16 protein-coding genes are annotated in these 15,738 nt (G+C 70.3%); 7 read left to right on the forward strand and 9 right to left on the reverse strand.

The features are described 5' to 3' along the window. Nucleotides 1-211: 211 nt before the first annotated feature. Genes GPZ80_RS31355 through GPZ80_RS31370 form a run of 4 tightly spaced genes read left to right on the forward strand, consistent with a single transcriptional unit; the run spans nt 212 to nt 4,098 of the window. On the forward strand, nt 212-2,698 hold the full coding sequence (locus tag GPZ80_RS31355) for a sensor histidine kinase (RefSeq protein WP_187224725.1): 2,487 nt from the start codon (nt 212-214) through the stop codon (nt 2,696-2,698). A 24-nt stretch (nt 2,699-2,722) separates the two neighbouring features. Beyond that, nucleotides 2,723-3,157, forward strand: coding sequence for a roadblock/LC7 domain-containing protein (locus GPZ80_RS31360; RefSeq protein ID WP_187224726.1), 435 nt, complete (start codon nt 2,723-2,725; stop codon nt 3,155-3,157). Continuing rightward, entirely contained in the window at nt 3,157-3,528 is a 372-nt protein-coding gene (locus GPZ80_RS31365) for a DUF742 domain-containing protein (RefSeq protein WP_187224727.1), read from the forward strand. Before GPZ80_RS31360 ends, GPZ80_RS31365 begins: the two co-directional genes overlap by 1 nt. Before the next feature lie 3 nt (nt 3,529-3,531). Next, the gene (locus GPZ80_RS31370) at nt 3,532-4,098 is read left to right on the forward strand and encodes a GTP-binding protein (protein WP_187224728.1); all 567 of its coding nucleotides are present in this window, start codon (nt 3,532-3,534) and stop codon (nt 4,096-4,098) included. Nucleotides 4,099-4,179: 81 nt separating this feature from the next. Here the strand turns inward: GPZ80_RS31370 and GPZ80_RS31375 are convergent, their stop codons facing one another. Then, nucleotides 4,180-4,947: an LmeA family phospholipid-binding protein gene (locus GPZ80_RS31375; protein ID WP_187224729.1), complete on the reverse strand. Its 768-nt coding sequence runs from the start codon at nt 4,945-4,947 to the stop codon at nt 4,180-4,182. Between the two features lie 130 nt (nt 4,948-5,077). Between GPZ80_RS31375 and GPZ80_RS31380 the strand changes: the two genes are divergently transcribed. Genes GPZ80_RS31380 through GPZ80_RS31390 form a run of 3 tightly spaced genes read left to right on the forward strand, consistent with a single transcriptional unit; the run spans nt 5,078 to nt 8,257 of the window. Further along, nucleotides 5,078-6,250, forward strand: a complete 1,173-nt coding sequence (locus tag GPZ80_RS31380; protein ID WP_312880681.1) for a PP2C family protein-serine/threonine phosphatase — start codon at nt 5,078-5,080, stop codon at nt 6,248-6,250. 2 nt (nt 6,251-6,252) lie between these two features. Beyond that, nucleotides 6,253-7,821 (forward strand): sensor histidine kinase, encoded by a 1,569-nt coding sequence (locus GPZ80_RS31385; protein WP_187224730.1) that lies wholly within the window; start codon nt 6,253-6,255, stop codon nt 7,819-7,821. Continuing rightward, nucleotides 7,814-8,257: a response regulator gene (locus GPZ80_RS31390; protein WP_187224731.1), complete on the forward strand. Its 444-nt coding sequence runs from the start codon at nt 7,814-7,816 to the stop codon at nt 8,255-8,257. Before GPZ80_RS31385 ends, GPZ80_RS31390 begins: the two co-directional genes overlap by 8 nt. A gap of 1 nt (nt 8,258) precedes the next feature. On the opposite strand, the gene GPZ80_RS31395 is transcribed toward GPZ80_RS31390, so the two are convergent. The 8 genes from GPZ80_RS31395 to GPZ80_RS32310 all read right to left on the reverse strand — a co-directional run. Continuing rightward, on the reverse strand, nt 8,259-8,840 hold the full coding sequence (locus GPZ80_RS31395) for a hypothetical protein (protein ID WP_187224732.1): 582 nt from the start codon (nt 8,838-8,840) through the stop codon (nt 8,259-8,261). Between the two features lie 67 nt (nt 8,841-8,907). Continuing rightward, nucleotides 8,908-10,413, reverse strand: coding sequence for an SDR family NAD(P)-dependent oxidoreductase (locus tag GPZ80_RS31400; protein ID WP_187224733.1), 1,506 nt, complete (start codon nt 10,411-10,413; stop codon nt 8,908-8,910). A 319-nt stretch (nt 10,414-10,732) separates the two neighbouring features. Then, a complete protein-coding gene (locus GPZ80_RS31405) occupies nt 10,733-11,167 on the reverse strand; it encodes a DUF6319 family protein (protein ID WP_187224734.1) in 435 nt (144 codons plus the stop codon). A 72-nt stretch (nt 11,168-11,239) separates the two neighbouring features. Next, nucleotides 11,240-11,884 carry a biliverdin-producing heme oxygenase gene (locus GPZ80_RS31410; protein WP_187224735.1) on the reverse strand — a complete coding sequence of 215 codons (645 nt, stop codon included), beginning with the start codon at nt 11,882-11,884 and terminating at the stop codon, nt 11,240-11,242. Between the two features lie 49 nt (nt 11,885-11,933). Next, a complete protein-coding gene (locus GPZ80_RS31415; RefSeq protein WP_187224736.1) occupies nt 11,934-13,565 on the reverse strand; it encodes a DUF4153 domain-containing protein in 1,632 nt (543 codons plus the stop codon). Nucleotides 13,566-13,629: 64 nt separating this feature from the next. Next, a complete protein-coding gene (locus tag GPZ80_RS31420) occupies nt 13,630-14,670 on the reverse strand; it encodes a HAMP domain-containing sensor histidine kinase (protein ID WP_187224737.1) in 1,041 nt (346 codons plus the stop codon). Further along, nucleotides 14,667-15,350 (reverse strand): response regulator transcription factor, encoded by a 684-nt coding sequence (locus tag GPZ80_RS31425; protein WP_187224738.1) that lies wholly within the window; start codon nt 15,348-15,350, stop codon nt 14,667-14,669. Before GPZ80_RS31425 ends, GPZ80_RS31420 begins: the two co-directional genes overlap by 4 nt. A gap of 68 nt (nt 15,351-15,418) precedes the next feature. After that, the coding region (locus tag GPZ80_RS32310; protein WP_222720143.1) for a hypothetical protein at nt 15,419-15,738 on the reverse strand (320 nt) is incomplete at its 5' end.

Consider the following 15,738-nt stretch of genomic DNA (forward strand, 5'->3'; position numbering starts at 1 on the left):
CGGGCGACAGTGAAAACCGCTGTGGATGGGGGAGCGAACAGGTGCGAGCGGGCAGGCGCGCGGCAGGGGCGCGTCAGCCGGATATCCGCCCTGGCGCGACTCGGCCACAGCCAGGCGAGCGCGCCTCGACCCTGGATGATCAGGTCGGGCGGCGCCTCGTTCAGGCACCACCGGCGTCGATCACGCCGTCGGCCCGACGTTGTGGAGAGCTGTGAAGCGGAAGAGTGGTGCGCAGGCCAAGAGCACGTCCATCCGGTCCCGCCTCACCGGTGTCGTCCTCGTCCCCGCGGTGATCCTGTTGGCCATGTGGGCGGTGTTCTCCACCTACACCGTGTTCGACGGCATCTTCATCCGCGACACCGCCGCCGCGGTCAAGGGCGGGTCCATCCCGGCGGTGAACACGCTCGCCGCGTTGCAGCGTGAACGGCAGGCCACGATCGCCGCGCTGATCGCGGGCACGCCGGACCAGCCCGACCTGGAGAGCCGGCAGCAGACGACCGACCTGGCCCTACGCGACTTCACCACCGCGCTCGACCAGATGCCCGGCAGCACCACCCCGGAGATCGACGCGCGGCTGCGGACGTTCATCGAGGCGGTCAGCGCGCTGCCGCAGCGACGCATCGAGGTCGAGCGCGGCGGCGCCGACAAGAACCAGGTCTTCGAGTACTACAACAGCCTGATCGACGCGGGCCTCGCCGTGTTCGAGACGCAAGCCCGGGCGCTGCCCGACGCGGGCATGGTCGAGTCGACGCTGACGATGATCGACACCATCCGGGTCGGCGACCGGATGTCGCGGGCGGGCTCGCTCGGCGCCGTCGCGATCGCCGCGGACGGGTTCACCGCGGAACAGCACATCGCCTTCGTGACCCTGATCGGGTCCTACCGCACCACCCTGCTCACCCAGGCCGCCATCGGCGTCGAGCCCGCGAAGACCGCCTACGAGCGCCTCGCCGCGTCGCCGATGTGGGAGCGGCTCGTCGCCGCCGAGAACGCCCTCATCACCGCGGGCCCTCGGGTGCAGACGAACGACCGCCGCAACCCGCCGCCACCGCTGCCCGTCTCCGCGCAGGAGTGGTCGACCGTGAGCGCCGCGGGCGCCGAGGACCTGATCAAGCTGTCCACCCAGCAGGTCGCGGGCGCGGTCGCGGTGGTCATCGAACGGGCGGACAAGCGGTTCGCCACGGGACTCATCGGCAGTCTCATCTCCCTGCTGACGGTGATCGCGGGCATGGCCGTGGCCACCTGGATCGCCCGCAGGCTCGTCGACAAGGCGCTGGTCACCCGGCTCGAAGGGCTCAAGAACGACTCACTGCGGCTGGCCCACGAACGGCTGCCCGACATCGTCGACCGGCTGCGCCAAGGCGCCAGGGTGGACGTCGGCGCCGAGGTGCCCCCGCTGGACTACGGCACCGACGAGATCGGCCAGGTGGCCGACGCGTTCAACGCCGCGCAGTACACCGCGATCGCCGCGGCGGTGAAGGAGAGCCAGGCGCGCGAGGGTGTCAACCGGGTCTTCCTCGGCATCGCCCACCGCCACCAGGGCCTGGTGCACCGCCAGCTCAAGATCCTCGACAAGATCGAGCGCGAAGAGGAGAACCCCGAGCACCTCGACGCGCTGTTCCAGCTCGACCACCTGGCCACCCGAGCCCGCCGCAACGCCGAGAATCTGATCATCCTCGCGGGCGAGCAGCCCGGTCGGCAGTGGCGCAGACCGGTGCGGCTGCTCGACATCCTGCGCGCGGCGGTCGCCGAGACCGAGCAGTACGTGCGGGTCCGCGTCCAGCAGGTGCCCGACGTCGCGCTGCAGGGCGTCGCCGTGGCCGACACCATCCACCTTGTCGCCGAACTGGTCGACAACGCGGCGTCGTTCTCGCCGCCGCGCTCCCAGGTCGACGTCTACACCAGCCAGGTCTCCGGCGGCGTGGTCGTGGAGATCGAGGACCACGGCCTCGGCATGACCACCGAGGACCGCGAGCAGGCCAACCAGATGCTCGCCTACCCGCCCGAGTTCGACGCGATGGCGCTGCGCGGCGAGTCGCGCCTTGGGCTGTTCGTGGTGGCCCGGCTGGCCGCCCGCCGGTCCATCCGGGTCGAACTGCGCGAATCCCCGTACGGCGGCACGGTGGCGCTGGTATTCCTGCCATCGGACATCGTGGTCGAGGCGGTGGACGACGAGTCGGGCAACCCCGGCCCCCGTCCCCGCCGCCACGTCGAGCGCAACGCGCGGGCACCGGAGCCCGCGGGGACACCATTCGAACCGCCGATGACAAACATCGACTGGATGTGGTCGGATTCGGCGGGTGCCGCCGACGACGGCGCCCACTGGCCGATGCACGACGACGAATCACCGGAAACGGTGCCACGGCAAGGGTTCCGCGGGCAGATCACCGACCTCGGAACCGACTTCGCCGCGGCGCTGGACGGCGCCGACATCGACCGGGCCAACGTCGAGGTCGGGGAGTCGCGGAAGGTGAACGAGAACCGTGCGGGCGGTGGGCATGACGAGTCGGGTCCACCGCTGCCCAGGAGGAAACGGCAGCAGAATCTCGCGCCGCAGCTGCGCGACGAGCCGCCCGCGGAGGAGCTGCCGCAACGCGAGCACTCCCCGGAGCGGGTGCGCGACACGATGTCGGCGTTCCAACGGGGAACGCGGGACGCGCGCCGAGCCGACCCGCCGGTCGAGCCAAGAGACTTCTGATTGAGAGAGGGAGGACAGCACCAGGTGAACGACAAGATCGGCCAGGACCGCCAGCTCAACTGGCTTTTGGACGACCTGGTCCGCAGGGTCGTGGGAATCCGCCACTCCGTCGTGCTCTCCGCCGACGGTTTGCTCCTCGGCCGGTCGGAGGACCTGTCCAAGGACGATTCCGAGCACCTGTCCGCGATGGCCTCGGCGTTCCAGAGCCTGGCCCGCGGCACCGGCAGACAGTTCGGCGGTGGCCAGGTGCGGCAGACGATCGTGGAGATGGACCACGCGTTCCTCTTCGTGACCGCCGCGGGCCGAGGCGCCTGCCTCGCCGTGCTGGGCGAGGAGGACGCCGACGTCGGCATGATCGCCTACGAGATGAACATGCTGGTCAAACGGGTAGGGGCGCACCTCGCGTCGGCGCCGAGGGCCGGGCAGCCCGCGGTGCTGCCGGGTCGACGGCCGTCCTGATGGCGGGGGACCGCGACTGGTGGTTCGACGAGGCGGCGGGCCCGCTGATCCGGCCCTACGCGATGACGCGGGGCCGGACCAGGCCAGGTGCGCCGAATCTGAACCTGGTCACCCAGATCCGCGCCTCCCGCAACCGGTCGGACCTCTCCCAGCTCACACCCGAGCACCAGGAGATCGTCGACCTGTGCCACCGGCCGCTTTCGGTGGCCGAGATCGCGGCCTACCTGAACGTTCCGCTCGTGGTGGCGAAGATCTTGATCAGCGACCTGCTCGAGCTGGGCGATGTGGTGGCCGGCGCGCCGTTCCAAACCTCGGACATCGTCGACACGAAGTTCCTGCAAGCGGTGCTCGATGGCATTCGGAGGATCTGAAAGTTGAGTGACACGGGGGTCATCCCCACCGCGGTCAAGATCGTGATCGCGGGCGGATTCGGCGTCGGGAAGACCACCATGGTCAACTCGGTCAGCGAGATCCCGCCCCTGCGCACCGAGGAGGTGCTGACGGAGGCGGGCGTCGGGGTCGACGACATGGCCGGTATCGAGGGCAAGGAGACGACGACTGTCGCTTTGGACTTCGGCCGCATCACGATCAGTCCCAGAGTGGTGCTGTACCTGTTCGGGACGCCTGGGCAGAACCGGTTCTGGTTCATGTGGGATGAGCTCGCGGTCGGGGCGCTGGGGGCGGTCGTTCTGGTGGATACGCGGCGGTTGGACTCCAGCTTCCCGTCCATCGACTTCTTCGAGAATCGGGATATTCCGTTTGTGGTGGCGGTGAATCGGTTCGAGGGTGGGTTTCCGCATACCGATGAGCAGGTCCGGCAGGCTTTGGATCTTGATTCGAATGTGCCGATCGTGAGCTGTGACGTGCGGGATCGGGAGTCGAGCAAGGACGTGTTGATCGCGCTGGTGCAGTACACGATGGATCAGCTCGCTGGGGTCTGATCCGGCGCTCCCGGGCGGTTTTCGCCGGTGGTCGTGGGGACTGGCCCGTTGTGATTGTGGTGGGTCGGCCTTCCTTGGGGTCTATCGCCCGATTGTCAGTGTTTGTGCTGCGGTGGCCAGTAGGCCGACCATTTCCGCGAGTGGGGTGCTGGATAGTCTGTCGCGCCAGTCTTGGGCTTCGCCGCGTAGGCGGACGCCGTCCTCTGACGTGGTCACCGAGGTGAGGGTCAGCCCTTGCGGGAGGTCGGGCAGGGGGACGCGGAATGGGGCGAGTCGGGACGGAAGGGTCAGTCTTCGGCCCGCCAGCCACAGCGCGACCGGGCGCAGGCGGGCGACGCCGTCTTCGACCTCCGGGGCGACTTCCAACTCTCCGGGCCACGGTTTGTGGGAGACCAGCAGGACCGAGCCGAAGCGCACCGTCAGGTCCGGTCGGGTCTCGGCGATCTCGGCCAGCAAGGCTTCGGCGGTGATGGTCACGTCGAGTTGAACCGATCCGGCCGTGACGGTGGTGGAGAACGGTCCCGCGAAACGCAGGTCGCGGGCGATCACCACGAGTCGTTCCAGTGGCAGGGGTGGCCAGCCGAGGTCCTTCGCTTCGAAAGTCGCCTCGTCGATGCGGCCCTGGGCCAGGCGGAACGTGTCGCCGGTGCAGGCCATGTCCACGACCGTCATCGGGACGTCCTGCTCGGCTGTGCGCACTGTCACGCGCTTGCCTCGCAGTCGTTGGGCCGCGACTCGGACGGCTGTTTCCAGGACGCCCGCCGGGGTGGTCGGCACCGAGGGCAGCAGTGCCCGGCCCGCCGCGAACACGGCCTCCAGGCCGCGGACCGGCAGCCATCCCTCGCTCACGGCTCCACTATGACCCACCCGCGCCCGTCCCGCCCCGGTGGGCTCACCCATGGGCGCGGCGCTCATCCGGCAGGGTCGGTGGGCCCGGCTAACATCATTTGCGGGGATGCCGCACGTCATGGAGTCGGACTTGGTTGCAGACAGACAGGCATCGCGGCAGCTCATGCGGGTCCTGCTGGTGGAGGACGACGCGGGCGACGCGTTGCTGGTGGAGGAGTTGCTGGCGGAGGTCGACGCGCCGATCCAGCTCACGCGGGCGCTGTCGCTCACGGAGGCGAAGCCGCTGCTGGGCGGGCAGGACTGTGTCCTGCTAGACCTCGGGCTGCCCGACGCCAGTGGGCTGCAGGCGGTGCGTGAGCTCAAAGGGGCCGACGACAAGATCGCGCTGGTCGTCCTCACCGGACTGGCCGACGCGAGCCAGGGTGTGGCGGCGGTGGCCGCGGGCGCGCAGGACTACCTGGTCAAGGGGCAGGTCGACGGCGACCTGCTGGTCCGGGTGCTGCGCTACGCGGTCGAACGTGTCCGCAGCGAGGAAGTCCACCGGCAGCTGCGTGACGAGCGGCTGCTGGCCATGGAGAAGGGCCGCCTCGAACGCGGGCTCCTGCCCACGCCGGTGCTCAACGACGACGGCCTGCACGTGCAGACCCGCTACGCCGCGGGCCGGGAGCGGATGCTGCTCGGCGGCGACTTCTACGACGTCGTCGAAGCCGACGACGGCACGGTGCACGCCATCGTCGGCGACGTGTGCGGTCACGGCCCCGACGAGGCCGCACTGGGCGTGTGCCTGCGCGTGGCGTGGCGCGCCATGGTGATCGCCGGGCGGCCCGTGCCCGAGGTCCTCGACACCATGCAGCGCGTCCTCGTGCACGAACGCCACCTCGACGGCCTGTTCGCCACCGCCTCCATGCTGTCGGTGGCCCCGGACCGGCGGACCGCCCGGCTGCACCTGGCGGGCCACCCGCCGCCGGTGCTGTGGGCGGACAACAAGTCCACCCTGCTCAGCGCCCCCGTCGGAGTGCCGCTCGGGGTGCTGCCCGGCGCGAACTGGGCGCCCGCGACCATCGACCTCGGAGACGACTGGTCGGTGCTGATGTACACCGACGGGCTCATCGAGGGCCGGGTCGACGACTCCGCCGAACGCCTCGGCGCCGACCGGCTCGTCCAGATGGTGTCCGCCGCGGCCGCCGCCGGGTCGGGCTGGCAGCGCACCGTGCTCGACGACCTGGTCCGCGACGTGTGCGTGCTCAACGACGGCGACCTCGTCGACGACGTGGCCACCCTGCTGATCACCCGGGTCGGGTGACGATGACCGACACCCTGGCTCCACGCTGGTCCACCTCCCAGTGGGCGCTGCGCCGCTGGCTGACCGTGGCGATCACGCTGCTGGTCGTCGTCCTCACCGGGGCGGTCGTCGCGGTCGCGCTGGCGATCATGAACCTGGGCGACGCCCGAGAGCATCTGGTGGACAAGATCGACCCGGCCATCCACCAGGCCCAGCGGATCGAGGCGGCCGCGCAGGACCAGCGCGCGGGCGCGGGCGGGTACACGATCACCGGCGAGCGGGCGTTCCTCGACTCCTACGCCGAGGCCGCGCAAGTCCAGCGCGACGCAACGCAGCGGCTGCGGCCGCTGCTCGACGGCCTGCCGGAGATCGCCGCGAGCCTCGACACCGTCAGTCGGGAGACCCAGCGGTGGCGCACCGAGTACGCCGAGCCGAACATCCGCCATTACGAGACCACCGGCAAGGAGGGCTCCCTCGTCGGCGGCGCCGAGCGGTTCGCCCCGGTGCGCGGCGCCCTCGGCACGTTGGACCTGCGGCTCGACACCGCGCGGGCCGAAGGTCGCGAGGCGCTCGCCGACGCCTCGGACTACATCGTGCAGGTCTGCACCGCCATCGCGGTCACGCTGCTGCTGGTGTTCCTCGCCGCCACCCTTGCCATGCGGCAGGCCGTTGTCGGCCCCATCGGCAGGCTGGCCACCGCCGTGCGGCGGGTCGCCGACGGCGACTTCCAGCACGAGGTGCGGGTCACCGGCGGGCCCAAGGAGGTCATCGAGCTCTCCGGCGACGTCGACCAGATGCGCAAGCGGATCGTCACCGACCTCGCCGCGCAGCGCGAGGTCAACGCCGAACTCGACGTGCGCACCGAGGACCTGGCCCGGTCCAACGCGGAGCTTGAGCAGTTCGCCTACGTCGCCTCCCACGATCTGCAGGAGCCGCTGCGCAAGGTCGCCAGCTTCTGTCAGCTGCTCGAACGCCGCTACAAGGGGCAGCTGGACGAGCGGGCCGACCAGTACATCGGCTTCGCCGTCGACGGCGCGAAGCGGATGCAGGTGCTGATCAACGACCTGCTCGCGTTCAGCCGGGTCGGGCGGCACCCGACCCCGCAGGTCGAGATCGAGTGCGCCGACCTGGTCGACCAGGCCAAGGCGGACCTGGCCGAGCTGATCGAGGAGTCCGACGCCAAGATCGAGGTCGGCCCGCTGCCGACCGTTGTCGGGGAGCGTGCGCTGCTTGCCGGGGTGTTCCAGAACCTGATCGGCAACGCGGTGAAGTTCCGCGGCGAGGACCCGCCACGGGTGCGGATCGACGCCGTGCGCAAGGACGAGGACTGGGAGTTCTCCGTCAGCGACAACGGAATCGGCATCGCGCCCGAGTACGCCGAGCGGGTGTTCGTGATCTTCCAGCGGCTGCACGCGAAGGAGGCCTACGAGGGCACCGGGATCGGCCTGGCGATGTGCCGCAAGATCATCGAGTATCACGGTGGCCGGATCTGGATCGACACGGAGGAGGAACCGGGCGCTCTGGGCACCGAAATCCGGTTCACCCTCCCCGTGCACGATCCCCAGGAGAAACCCGAGGAAGCACGTGAGTGACCCGACTCTGTTGAACGTGATCGAGGTCCTGCTGGTCGAGGATGACGACGGCGACATCCTCATGACCCGCGAGGCGTTCGAACACTTCAAGATCCACAACTCGCTGCATGTGGTGCGCGACGGCGAGCAGGCGCTGCAGTTCCTGCGCCGTGAGGGCGACTACGCCGCCGCGCCGCGCCCGGACCTGATCCTGCTCGACCTGAACCTGCCGCGCTTCGACGGCCGCCAGGTGCTCGCCGAGATCAAGTCCGACGCCGCGCTGCGGACGATCCCGGTGGTCGTCCTGACCACGTCGGAGGCCGAGGAGGACATCCTGCGCAGCTACGAGTTGCACGCCAACGCCTACGTCGCCAAGCCCGTCGACTTCGACCGCTTCATCGAGGTCATCCGCAAGATCGACGAGTTCTTCGTGACCGTGGTCAAACTGCCGAAGTAGCTCAGGGGTTGTTCTGCGCGCTGACGGTCAGCGTCCTGGAGATGGTCTTCGCGTCCTTGGGCCACACCGTGTACTTGTGCGTGGTCTGCCCGGTGGTTCCAGAGCACGGGAACGACAACTCCAGTTGCCCGCTCGCCGGATAGTCCTTGCCGTAGGCGCCGTAGAGGGTCGGGTTGTCGACCGCGATCGCCGCGCCGTCCGCGCCGTTGATCTTCCAGGCGATGATGACCGGCACGCCCTCCTTGCTGTAAGGCGCGTCCGGGGTGCCGTTGATCGGGCACGACGGTTTCTGCACCACGCTGAAGCTCACGATCACCGGACCGGTCGGGGGCTTGGAGGTGGTCGTCGTGTGGTGCGTCGTCGTGCGCGGGGGAGTCCCGCGGGTGGTGGTGTTGTTCGCGCCGCCACTGCCGCCGTTCGGCTTGGCGGCGTCGGTCGCGGTCACCGTCACCGTCTCGGTGGGCGGCGGCGTCGTGCCGGCCCGGCCCTGCTCGTCGCTGGTCTGGACGCTGGTGCAGCCGACGGCGGTGAAGGCGGCGGCGGCGAGCAGGCCGGTCAGTCTTCGTGCTGTGGTGCCGTTCATCTGATCCCCACCCGTTCTCTCTGTCGTGAACAGACAGACGTGCGGAGTCGCCGGAGGTTGCGGGCCCCTACCAGGCCGCGGGTTCGTAGTCCTTCAAGAAGCAGCCGTAGATGTCCTCGCCCAATTCACCGCGCACGATCGGATCGTAGACCCGCGCGGCGCCGTCGACGAGGTCCAGCGGGGCGTGGAAACCTTCCTCGGCGAGCCGCATCTTTGTCGGATGCGGGCGCTCGTCGGTGATCCAGCCGGTGTCGACGGCGGTCATGAGGATGCCGTCGGTGAGCATCTCCTGGGCGCTGGTGCGCGTCAGCATGTTCAGCGCGGCCTTGGCCATGTTCGTGTGCGGGTGCCCCGGCCCCTTGTAGGCGCGGCTGAACTGCCCCTCCATCGCGGACACATTGACCACGTACTTGCGTCGCGCGGTCGCCGCGGCCATCGCCGGGCGCAGCCTGCTGACCAGGATGAACGGCGCGGTCTGGTTGCACAGCTGCACTTCCAGCAGCTCCATCGCGTCGACCTCGTGCACCCGCTGGGTCCAGCTGTTCACCGGGTGCAGGTCGGGGACGAGCCCGCCCGCGTCGATGGCGGTGTTGTCCGCGATCCGCTCCGGCGACGCCGAACCCGCGGTCAGCGCGAGCGCGGTCACGGGATGCAGGTCGTTGGTGTGCGGCTCGATGGCCCCCGCGAGCGCCGCGGGGTGGGCGTCGCTGGTTTGGCCCAGGCTCAGCATCTCGGGCAGCGGACCCGAGGGCAGGGGAGCGGACTCGGCCTCGGCGAGCAGCGAGTACGACCCGGCCGAGCGCCGCACGGTCTGGGCGGCGTTGTTGATCAGGATGTCGAGCGGCCCCTGCGCGGCGACGGTGTCGGCCAGCGCCACGACCTGCGCCGGGTCCCGAAGGTCGATGCCGACGACGCGCAGCCGGTGCAGCCAGTCCGCGCTGTCGGGCATCCCCGCGAACCGCCGCACGGCGTCGTGCGGGAAGCGGGTGGTGATGGTCGTGTGCGCGCCGTCGCGCAGCAGGCGAAGGGCGATGTACATGCCGATCTTCGCCCGGCCCCCGGTCAGCAGCGCCCGCCGCCCGGTCAGGTCGGTCCGCGCGTCCCGGCGTCCCCGGTTCAGCTCGGCGCACGGCGGGCAGAGCTGGTGGTAGAACGCGTCGACGACGTGGTAGCGCTGCTTGCAGGTGTAGCAGGAACGGGCGCGCAGAAGGGTGCCCGCACTGGCGCCGACGGTGTTGGAGACCAGCGGGATGCCCTGGGTCTCGTCGTCGATGCGGTCGGGGGAGCCGGTGGCGGTGGCCTCGGTGACGGCCTTGTCGGCCTGGGTCACCGCGGCCCGCTTGGCGGCGCGGCGGCGCTGGCGCACGGACTTGAAGATGCCCGCGGTCGCCCGCCGGACGGCGACGGCGTCGGGGTGTTCGGTGGGGAGCTCGTTGACCTCGGCCAACACGGCCAGGCAGGCCTGGAGGCGCTCGGGGTCGATGCCGGGCACGTCGTCGAAGGTCTCGTCGATCTCGTCTTCGAGGTCCCTGACCTGCGCCTCGTCGACCGTTTCGTCCTGAATCGCAGTCATGCCCCGCCGCTCCACATCGCACTTTCGTCACACCCACTGTAGAAGCCGCGCCCGCGACGGCGGCGGGCCGCCCGCGGTTACGCTTCCAGTGATAGGCAACCTGGATACGACTATCAAGATAACGGGTAATGTTTGGAGCCTCGGCGCGACGTCATCGAGATGGCGGGTCGGCTCAGCCGCCAGGTCCCGACCACCACGCCTGGGCGAGGGGTGTCCGTTCGGATGGATTCGCCTTGGTTCGGGGACCGGGAACCCATGGAAACCCTGGAAACGAAGGTGGGCCCGAACCTGTCGGTCCGGACCCACCTGTTCGCCTGAATCAGCCTTCCTGCAACTCCGCCAGCGCCGCCTTCACCTTCGAAAGCTCCGCCTCCAGCTCCTGCATCCGGGCCCGGTGCTGCTCACGCGCGGCGTCCAGGACCGTCTCGATCGCCTTGGAGATGTCTTCGTGCAACTCGGCCGCCGCGCGCGACACGGCGGTGGCGGGGACGGACACGCCCTGCATCATCCGCTTGCCGCCCTGGGAGAGCTCGGCCTGCCACTCGCCCTCGGCGGTGCCGGTGACCGTGAGGGTCAACTCCACGGTCCGAGTCTTCTTCGCGGTGCTCGCCACCCGCGGGGCCTTGGGCTTCTTGGCCGCGGGCGCGGGCGCCACGACGGGCGCGGAGACCTCAGGGGCCTCTGGCGCCTCCGGGGCTTCGGACACAACGGACTCGGGCACAGCTTCGGTCTCGGTGGTCTCGGTGGACACCATCGACTCCCTCTTACGTCGCCAGGTGGAACGGTCAAATTAGAACACCCGTTCGGTCCGGCGTGATCGCCGGGGTCAGGCGACCAGGTACCGGTGCATGTCCTCCGCGAGCTCCTCGAAGACGGCCGTGTTCAGCTCGAACGCGACCTGCGCCTCGCTGATCAGGTCGGCCCGCTCGGCCGGCGACCATGGCGCCGAGTCCAGCAGGGCCCGGTACTTGTCGCGGAAGACCGGGGCCGGGCCGAGTGCGTCGAAATCGTAGAACCGGGCCCGGATCCCGTGCTGGGCGCGCAGCCGGTTGCGGATGACCTGGCCGCCCGCGATGTCGCCCAGGTACCGCGTGTACTGGTGGGCGACGAACCGCGCGGACTGGCCGGACACCGCCGCCACCCGGTCGACGTACTCGGCTGTGGCGGAGGCGGGCCGGATCTTGGCGCGCCAGTCCGGTCCCACCAGCGCCTCGAGGTCGTCGACCAGGCCGGGCATCCGGCGCAGGGCGTCGATCACGAACGGTCCCGCCACCAGGTCCTCACGCATCGCCGTCGCCGCGGACTCGAGGGCGTCGTAGATGAAGTAGTGCTGCACGGCGAGGGCCGTGTAGCCCGCCTGGCTCAGGTCGCCCGCGAGCAGGGCGACGATGTACGCCGACTCCTGCGCGCGGTCGTGACCTTCTCTGGTCGCGAGTCGAAGTTCCTGCGAGAACGGGATTTCCTCGGACATCGCGGGTCCTTTCGCCGATATCGGCCACTGCCCCCACGCTATCCGATGATCACCGGTACCTGCCGGAATCGCACACGACCGGGGCAATCCCGGCCAACGCCGCTCGGGCCTGGGCGCGGCCGAGGTTCCAGTCCAGCGGCCGGTCGCGGTGGACGGAGAGGTCCGCGACGTGTCCGGCGAGGGCGCAGGACCGCATCGGCTCGGGCAGCTTGACCAGCGCGGGCACGGCGTCCGCGGAGAGGCGCGACAGGTAGTACTCGTCGATCTTGCCGGTCTCGGCGTACCGGGCCAGGTTGCGCTCGGCGATGAACCGGTCCGGGTTGAGCGCCGCCAGACCGATCAGCAGCGCGATCGCCGTTGCGAGCACCGCGCGGGGGACCCAGTCCGCCCGCGGTCGGACGCCCGCAACCAGCACCAGCACGTAGACCAGCCCGAGCCAGATCTCACAGAAGCCGACCAGCAACCGCAGCACCGTGAACCCGTAGGTCTCCTGGTAGGTCCACATCCTGAACAGAGCTGAGATGACGATGACCAGGCTCAGCCCGGCGAGCGCGCCGAGGAGGACCCGCAGCCACAGGCGTTGCGAGGCCGTGTCGGTCGGCGCGACTCGGGCGGCGACGCCGAGGACCACGAGGGTGAGCAGCGTGACCGCGAGCAGCTGCCAGAAACCGGACCGCGCGTAGTTGGCGTAGGTGAGGTTCGCGGTGTTGAGGACGTACTCGCTGCCGCCGAACAGCACGGTCAGCTGCACGGCGACGAAAGCGCCGAACAGCACCACCAGCGTTGCGACCGGCAGCGTCCACTCGACGAGCTTCACCCGGCGTCGGGTTGACACCTGCGGCATCGCGTCGATCCTCGGCGGGTTGGCCAGCAGGAACGCCGCGCCCAGGGTGGCAAGGGCGACGAGCCCGAATAGATAGACCCACTCCGCGAGCCCGTCGGCATCCAGGTCCGGGGTGAGGCCGTCGAGCAGACCGGCGAAGGCCTCGTCGGCGCTGCCCAGGAGCGTCCCGAAGACCACGAGCAGGACCAGCGCGATGAACACCGACCGCAGGATCCGCGGCGTCGACTCACCGGCCCGCCCCAGGGCGCGCAGGCCCGCGCCTGCCCACGGGACCGCCCGCAGCGCCGCCACGGACACCGCCGCCGCGCCGAAAGCCAGGGCCCGCACCGACTTCCCGCCCGCCACGGCCAGCGACGCGGTCACACACGCCGTCAGCACGCACAGCACGAACAACCAGTCCGCTGCCCGGACCGCGCCCACGGCCATGAGGGCGAGCGCGGCCAACAGCCAAGGCAGCCGTAACCGCCCTTTCGCGCCGTTGGCGAGCGCGATCAGGGCACTCGACATCCCCACACCGCCGATGAACCAGCCGATCCCCGGGCGGTCCAGGCCGATCACGGAGGCGGCGAACACGGCCGCGAGGACCGTCACGAGCAGTGCCCTGCGGGGTGCCGCGGGGGTCCTGACCGGCCAGAACTCGTCGAGAAAGCCTGGCTGGAGGGCTCGGTTCAACCCGCCCGCCTGCGGCAGCGGTGTCATCGGCGTCATCACCACCGGCCTGACCTGCGCCCGGTCACCCTCGCTCTCGCTCTCGTCCTCAATGTCGGCGATGTCGGCGCCGTCCAGTTCGACTGGATCCTCGGAGAGATCCGGGTTCTCGGGCGTCCGATCGGTCATGGTTTCTCCAAATGAGCAGGGCGAACCACCGGAACGACTTCGTCCCGGTCGAATGGAATGGGGTCTAAGCGGGCAGGGTGATCCGAATGCGGCAGCCGCCGCGCATGGCGGGGACCGGGTCGACGACGGCGATGGTGCCGCCGTGCAGTTCCACGACCCAGCGGGCGATGGCCAGCCCGAGACCGGTCCCGCCGCCGGTCGCGCGCTCTCCCTGGGTGAAGCGGCGGAAGACGAGGTCCCGCTCCGGCCGGGCGATCCCCGGCCCCTGGTCGCGGACCTCCAGCGTCAGCCCGCGGGCCGTGGCGACGGCGAGCACGCGCACCTCACCGTCGGCGGGGCCGTGGCGCACGGCGTTGTCGAGCAGGTTCACCAGGACTTGGTGCAGCCGGCCCCGGTCGGCGCTCACCGTGGCCGCGGCAGGCTCGACCGACGTCACGAACCGCACGTCGCGGTTCGCGGCGGCGGCGTTGACCTCGGCTTCGGCGACGACCTCGGCGAGCAGCGGGGCGATCTCGACGGTCTCCCTGCTCAGGGTGTGCACGCCCGCGTCGATGCGGGACAGGTCCAGCAATTCCGCGACCAGCTTGCCGAGCCGCTCGGCCTGTGTGAGTGCCGTGCGCATGGTGTCGGGGTCGGCCGCGCTGACCCCGTCGACGACGTTCTCCAGCACCGCCCGGAGCGCGGCGATCGGGGTGCGCAACTCGTGCGAGACGTTGGCGATCAGCTCACGGCGCTGGCGGTCCGCGGCCGCCAGGTCGGCGCTCATCTGGTTGAACGCCCGCCCCAGCTCGCCGACCTCGTCGCGGGCGGTGACCCGGACCCGCCGCGAGTAGTCGCCCTGCGCCATGGCTCTGGCCGCGGCGGTCATCTCGCGCAGCGGCCGGGTCATGCCGTGGGCGAGGATCTGCGAGGTGACCAGCGCGCCGGTGATGGCGGTGATGGACGTGACCGTGGGCAGCCAGCCGATCATGTACCAGAAGTAGGCCAGCGCGACCGCGCCCGAGGCGATCAGCAGGATGCCCAGCTTGACCTTGATGGACCGCACCGGGTCGAGCGGCCGGGGCAGCAGTTCCAGCAGCGCCGCGCCGCGTTCGCGCAGCGTCATCTCGGGTTCTCCAGGGCGTAGCCGACACCGTGGACGGTGCGGATCAGGTCGGCGCCCAGCTTGCGGCGCAGGGCCTTGACGTGGCTGTCGACCGTCCGGGTCCCCGCCGCGTCGCCCCAGCCCCAGATCTCGGCGAGCAGCCGCTCCCGCGGGTGCACCGCCCGCGGCCGGGCGGCCAGGTGCGCGATCAGCTCGAACTCGATGGGCGTCAGGTGCGCCTCGACCCCCGCCCGGCGCACCCGCCGCTCCACCGGGTCGACCTCCAGGTCGCCCACCACGATCGCGGCGTTCTCCTCCGGCTCGGCCTGCCGGTCGACCCGGCGGAGCAGGGCGTGGACCCGGGCGGCCAACTCGCGGATGGAGAACGGCTTGGTCATGTAGTCGTCCGCTCCGACCGCGAGCCCGACCAGCAGGTCCGTCTCGTCGTCGCGGGCGGTGAGCATGAGGACAGGCACCGGGCGCTCGGCCTGGATGCGCCTGCACACCTCCAACCCGTCGAACCCGGGCAGCATGATGTCGAGCACCACCAGGTCCGGCTTCGTCCGCGCCGCGACGGCCACCCCCAGGGGACCATCGTGGGCGAGGTCCACGTCGAACCCCTCGGCCCGCAAACGTGCCGCTATGGACTCCGCGATGGTCTGCTCGTCCTCGACCACCAGCACCCGGCGCCTGTTCCCCATGCGCCAGACTCTAAGCACTGTGTGTGGGTGACCGTGGCGGACGATGTGAACGTTGTGTGGAGAAGCGATCAGCAGTTCGGGTTGAAATCCCCTGGTGGGACCCACGCGACGCCCGGGTGCAAGATCCGTCCGGGCGGCAGGTACCGCCTGCCCGAGACCTCGTCCCAACTGGTCGGCGCCCCGTCCACATCGGCGGCGACGACCAGCGCCCCGGCCGTGCGGTCGATGATCCCGCGCAGCATGGTGATGAACCCGGCCTGCGTGTACGTCGGCGCCTGCCGTCGATCGGCCGCACGACGTGCGACGCGTTCTTGACCATCCGTAAAGGTCGCCGCGGGCGTACGCGGCCTAGATGTACTGACCACGGAGGTTGGGTGCGGGGCGACAC

It is taken from the genome of Actinokineospora xionganensis (genome assembly GCF_014323725.1).
Classification (GTDB): Bacteria; Actinomycetota; Actinomycetes; order Mycobacteriales; family Pseudonocardiaceae; genus Actinokineospora; species Actinokineospora xionganensis.

Excerpts from the sequence above, each read along its gene's own strand:
- GPZ80_RS31405 (WP_187224734.1), bottom strand. The coding sequence starts at position 11,167 with ATGGTGTCCACCGAGACCACCGAGACCGAAGCTGTGCCCGAGTCCGTT.
- GPZ80_RS31410 (WP_187224735.1), bottom strand. The coding sequence starts at position 11,884 with ATGTCCGAGGAAATCCCGTTCTCGCAGGAACTTCGACTCGCGACCAGA.
- GPZ80_RS31365 (WP_187224727.1), top strand. The coding sequence starts at position 3,157 with ATGGCGGGGGACCGCGACTGGTGGTTCGACGAGGCGGCGGGCCCGCTG.
- GPZ80_RS31400 (WP_187224733.1), bottom strand. The coding sequence starts at position 10,413 with ATGACTGCGATTCAGGACGAAACGGTCGACGAGGCGCAGGTCAGGGAC.
- GPZ80_RS31415 (WP_187224736.1), bottom strand. The coding sequence starts at position 13,565 with ATGACCGATCGGACGCCCGAGAACCCGGATCTCTCCGAGGATCCAGTC.
- GPZ80_RS31385 (WP_187224730.1), top strand. The coding sequence starts at position 6,253 with ATGACCGACACCCTGGCTCCACGCTGGTCCACCTCCCAGTGGGCGCTG.
- GPZ80_RS31420 (WP_187224737.1), bottom strand. The coding sequence starts at position 14,670 with ATGACGCTGCGCGAACGCGGCGCGGCGCTGCTGGAACTGCTGCCCCGG.
- GPZ80_RS31395 (WP_187224732.1), bottom strand. The coding sequence starts at position 8,840 with ATGAACGGCACCACAGCACGAAGACTGACCGGCCTGCTCGCCGCCGCC.
- GPZ80_RS31425 (WP_187224738.1), bottom strand. The coding sequence starts at position 15,350 with ATGGGGAACAGGCGCCGGGTGCTGGTGGTCGAGGACGAGCAGACCATC.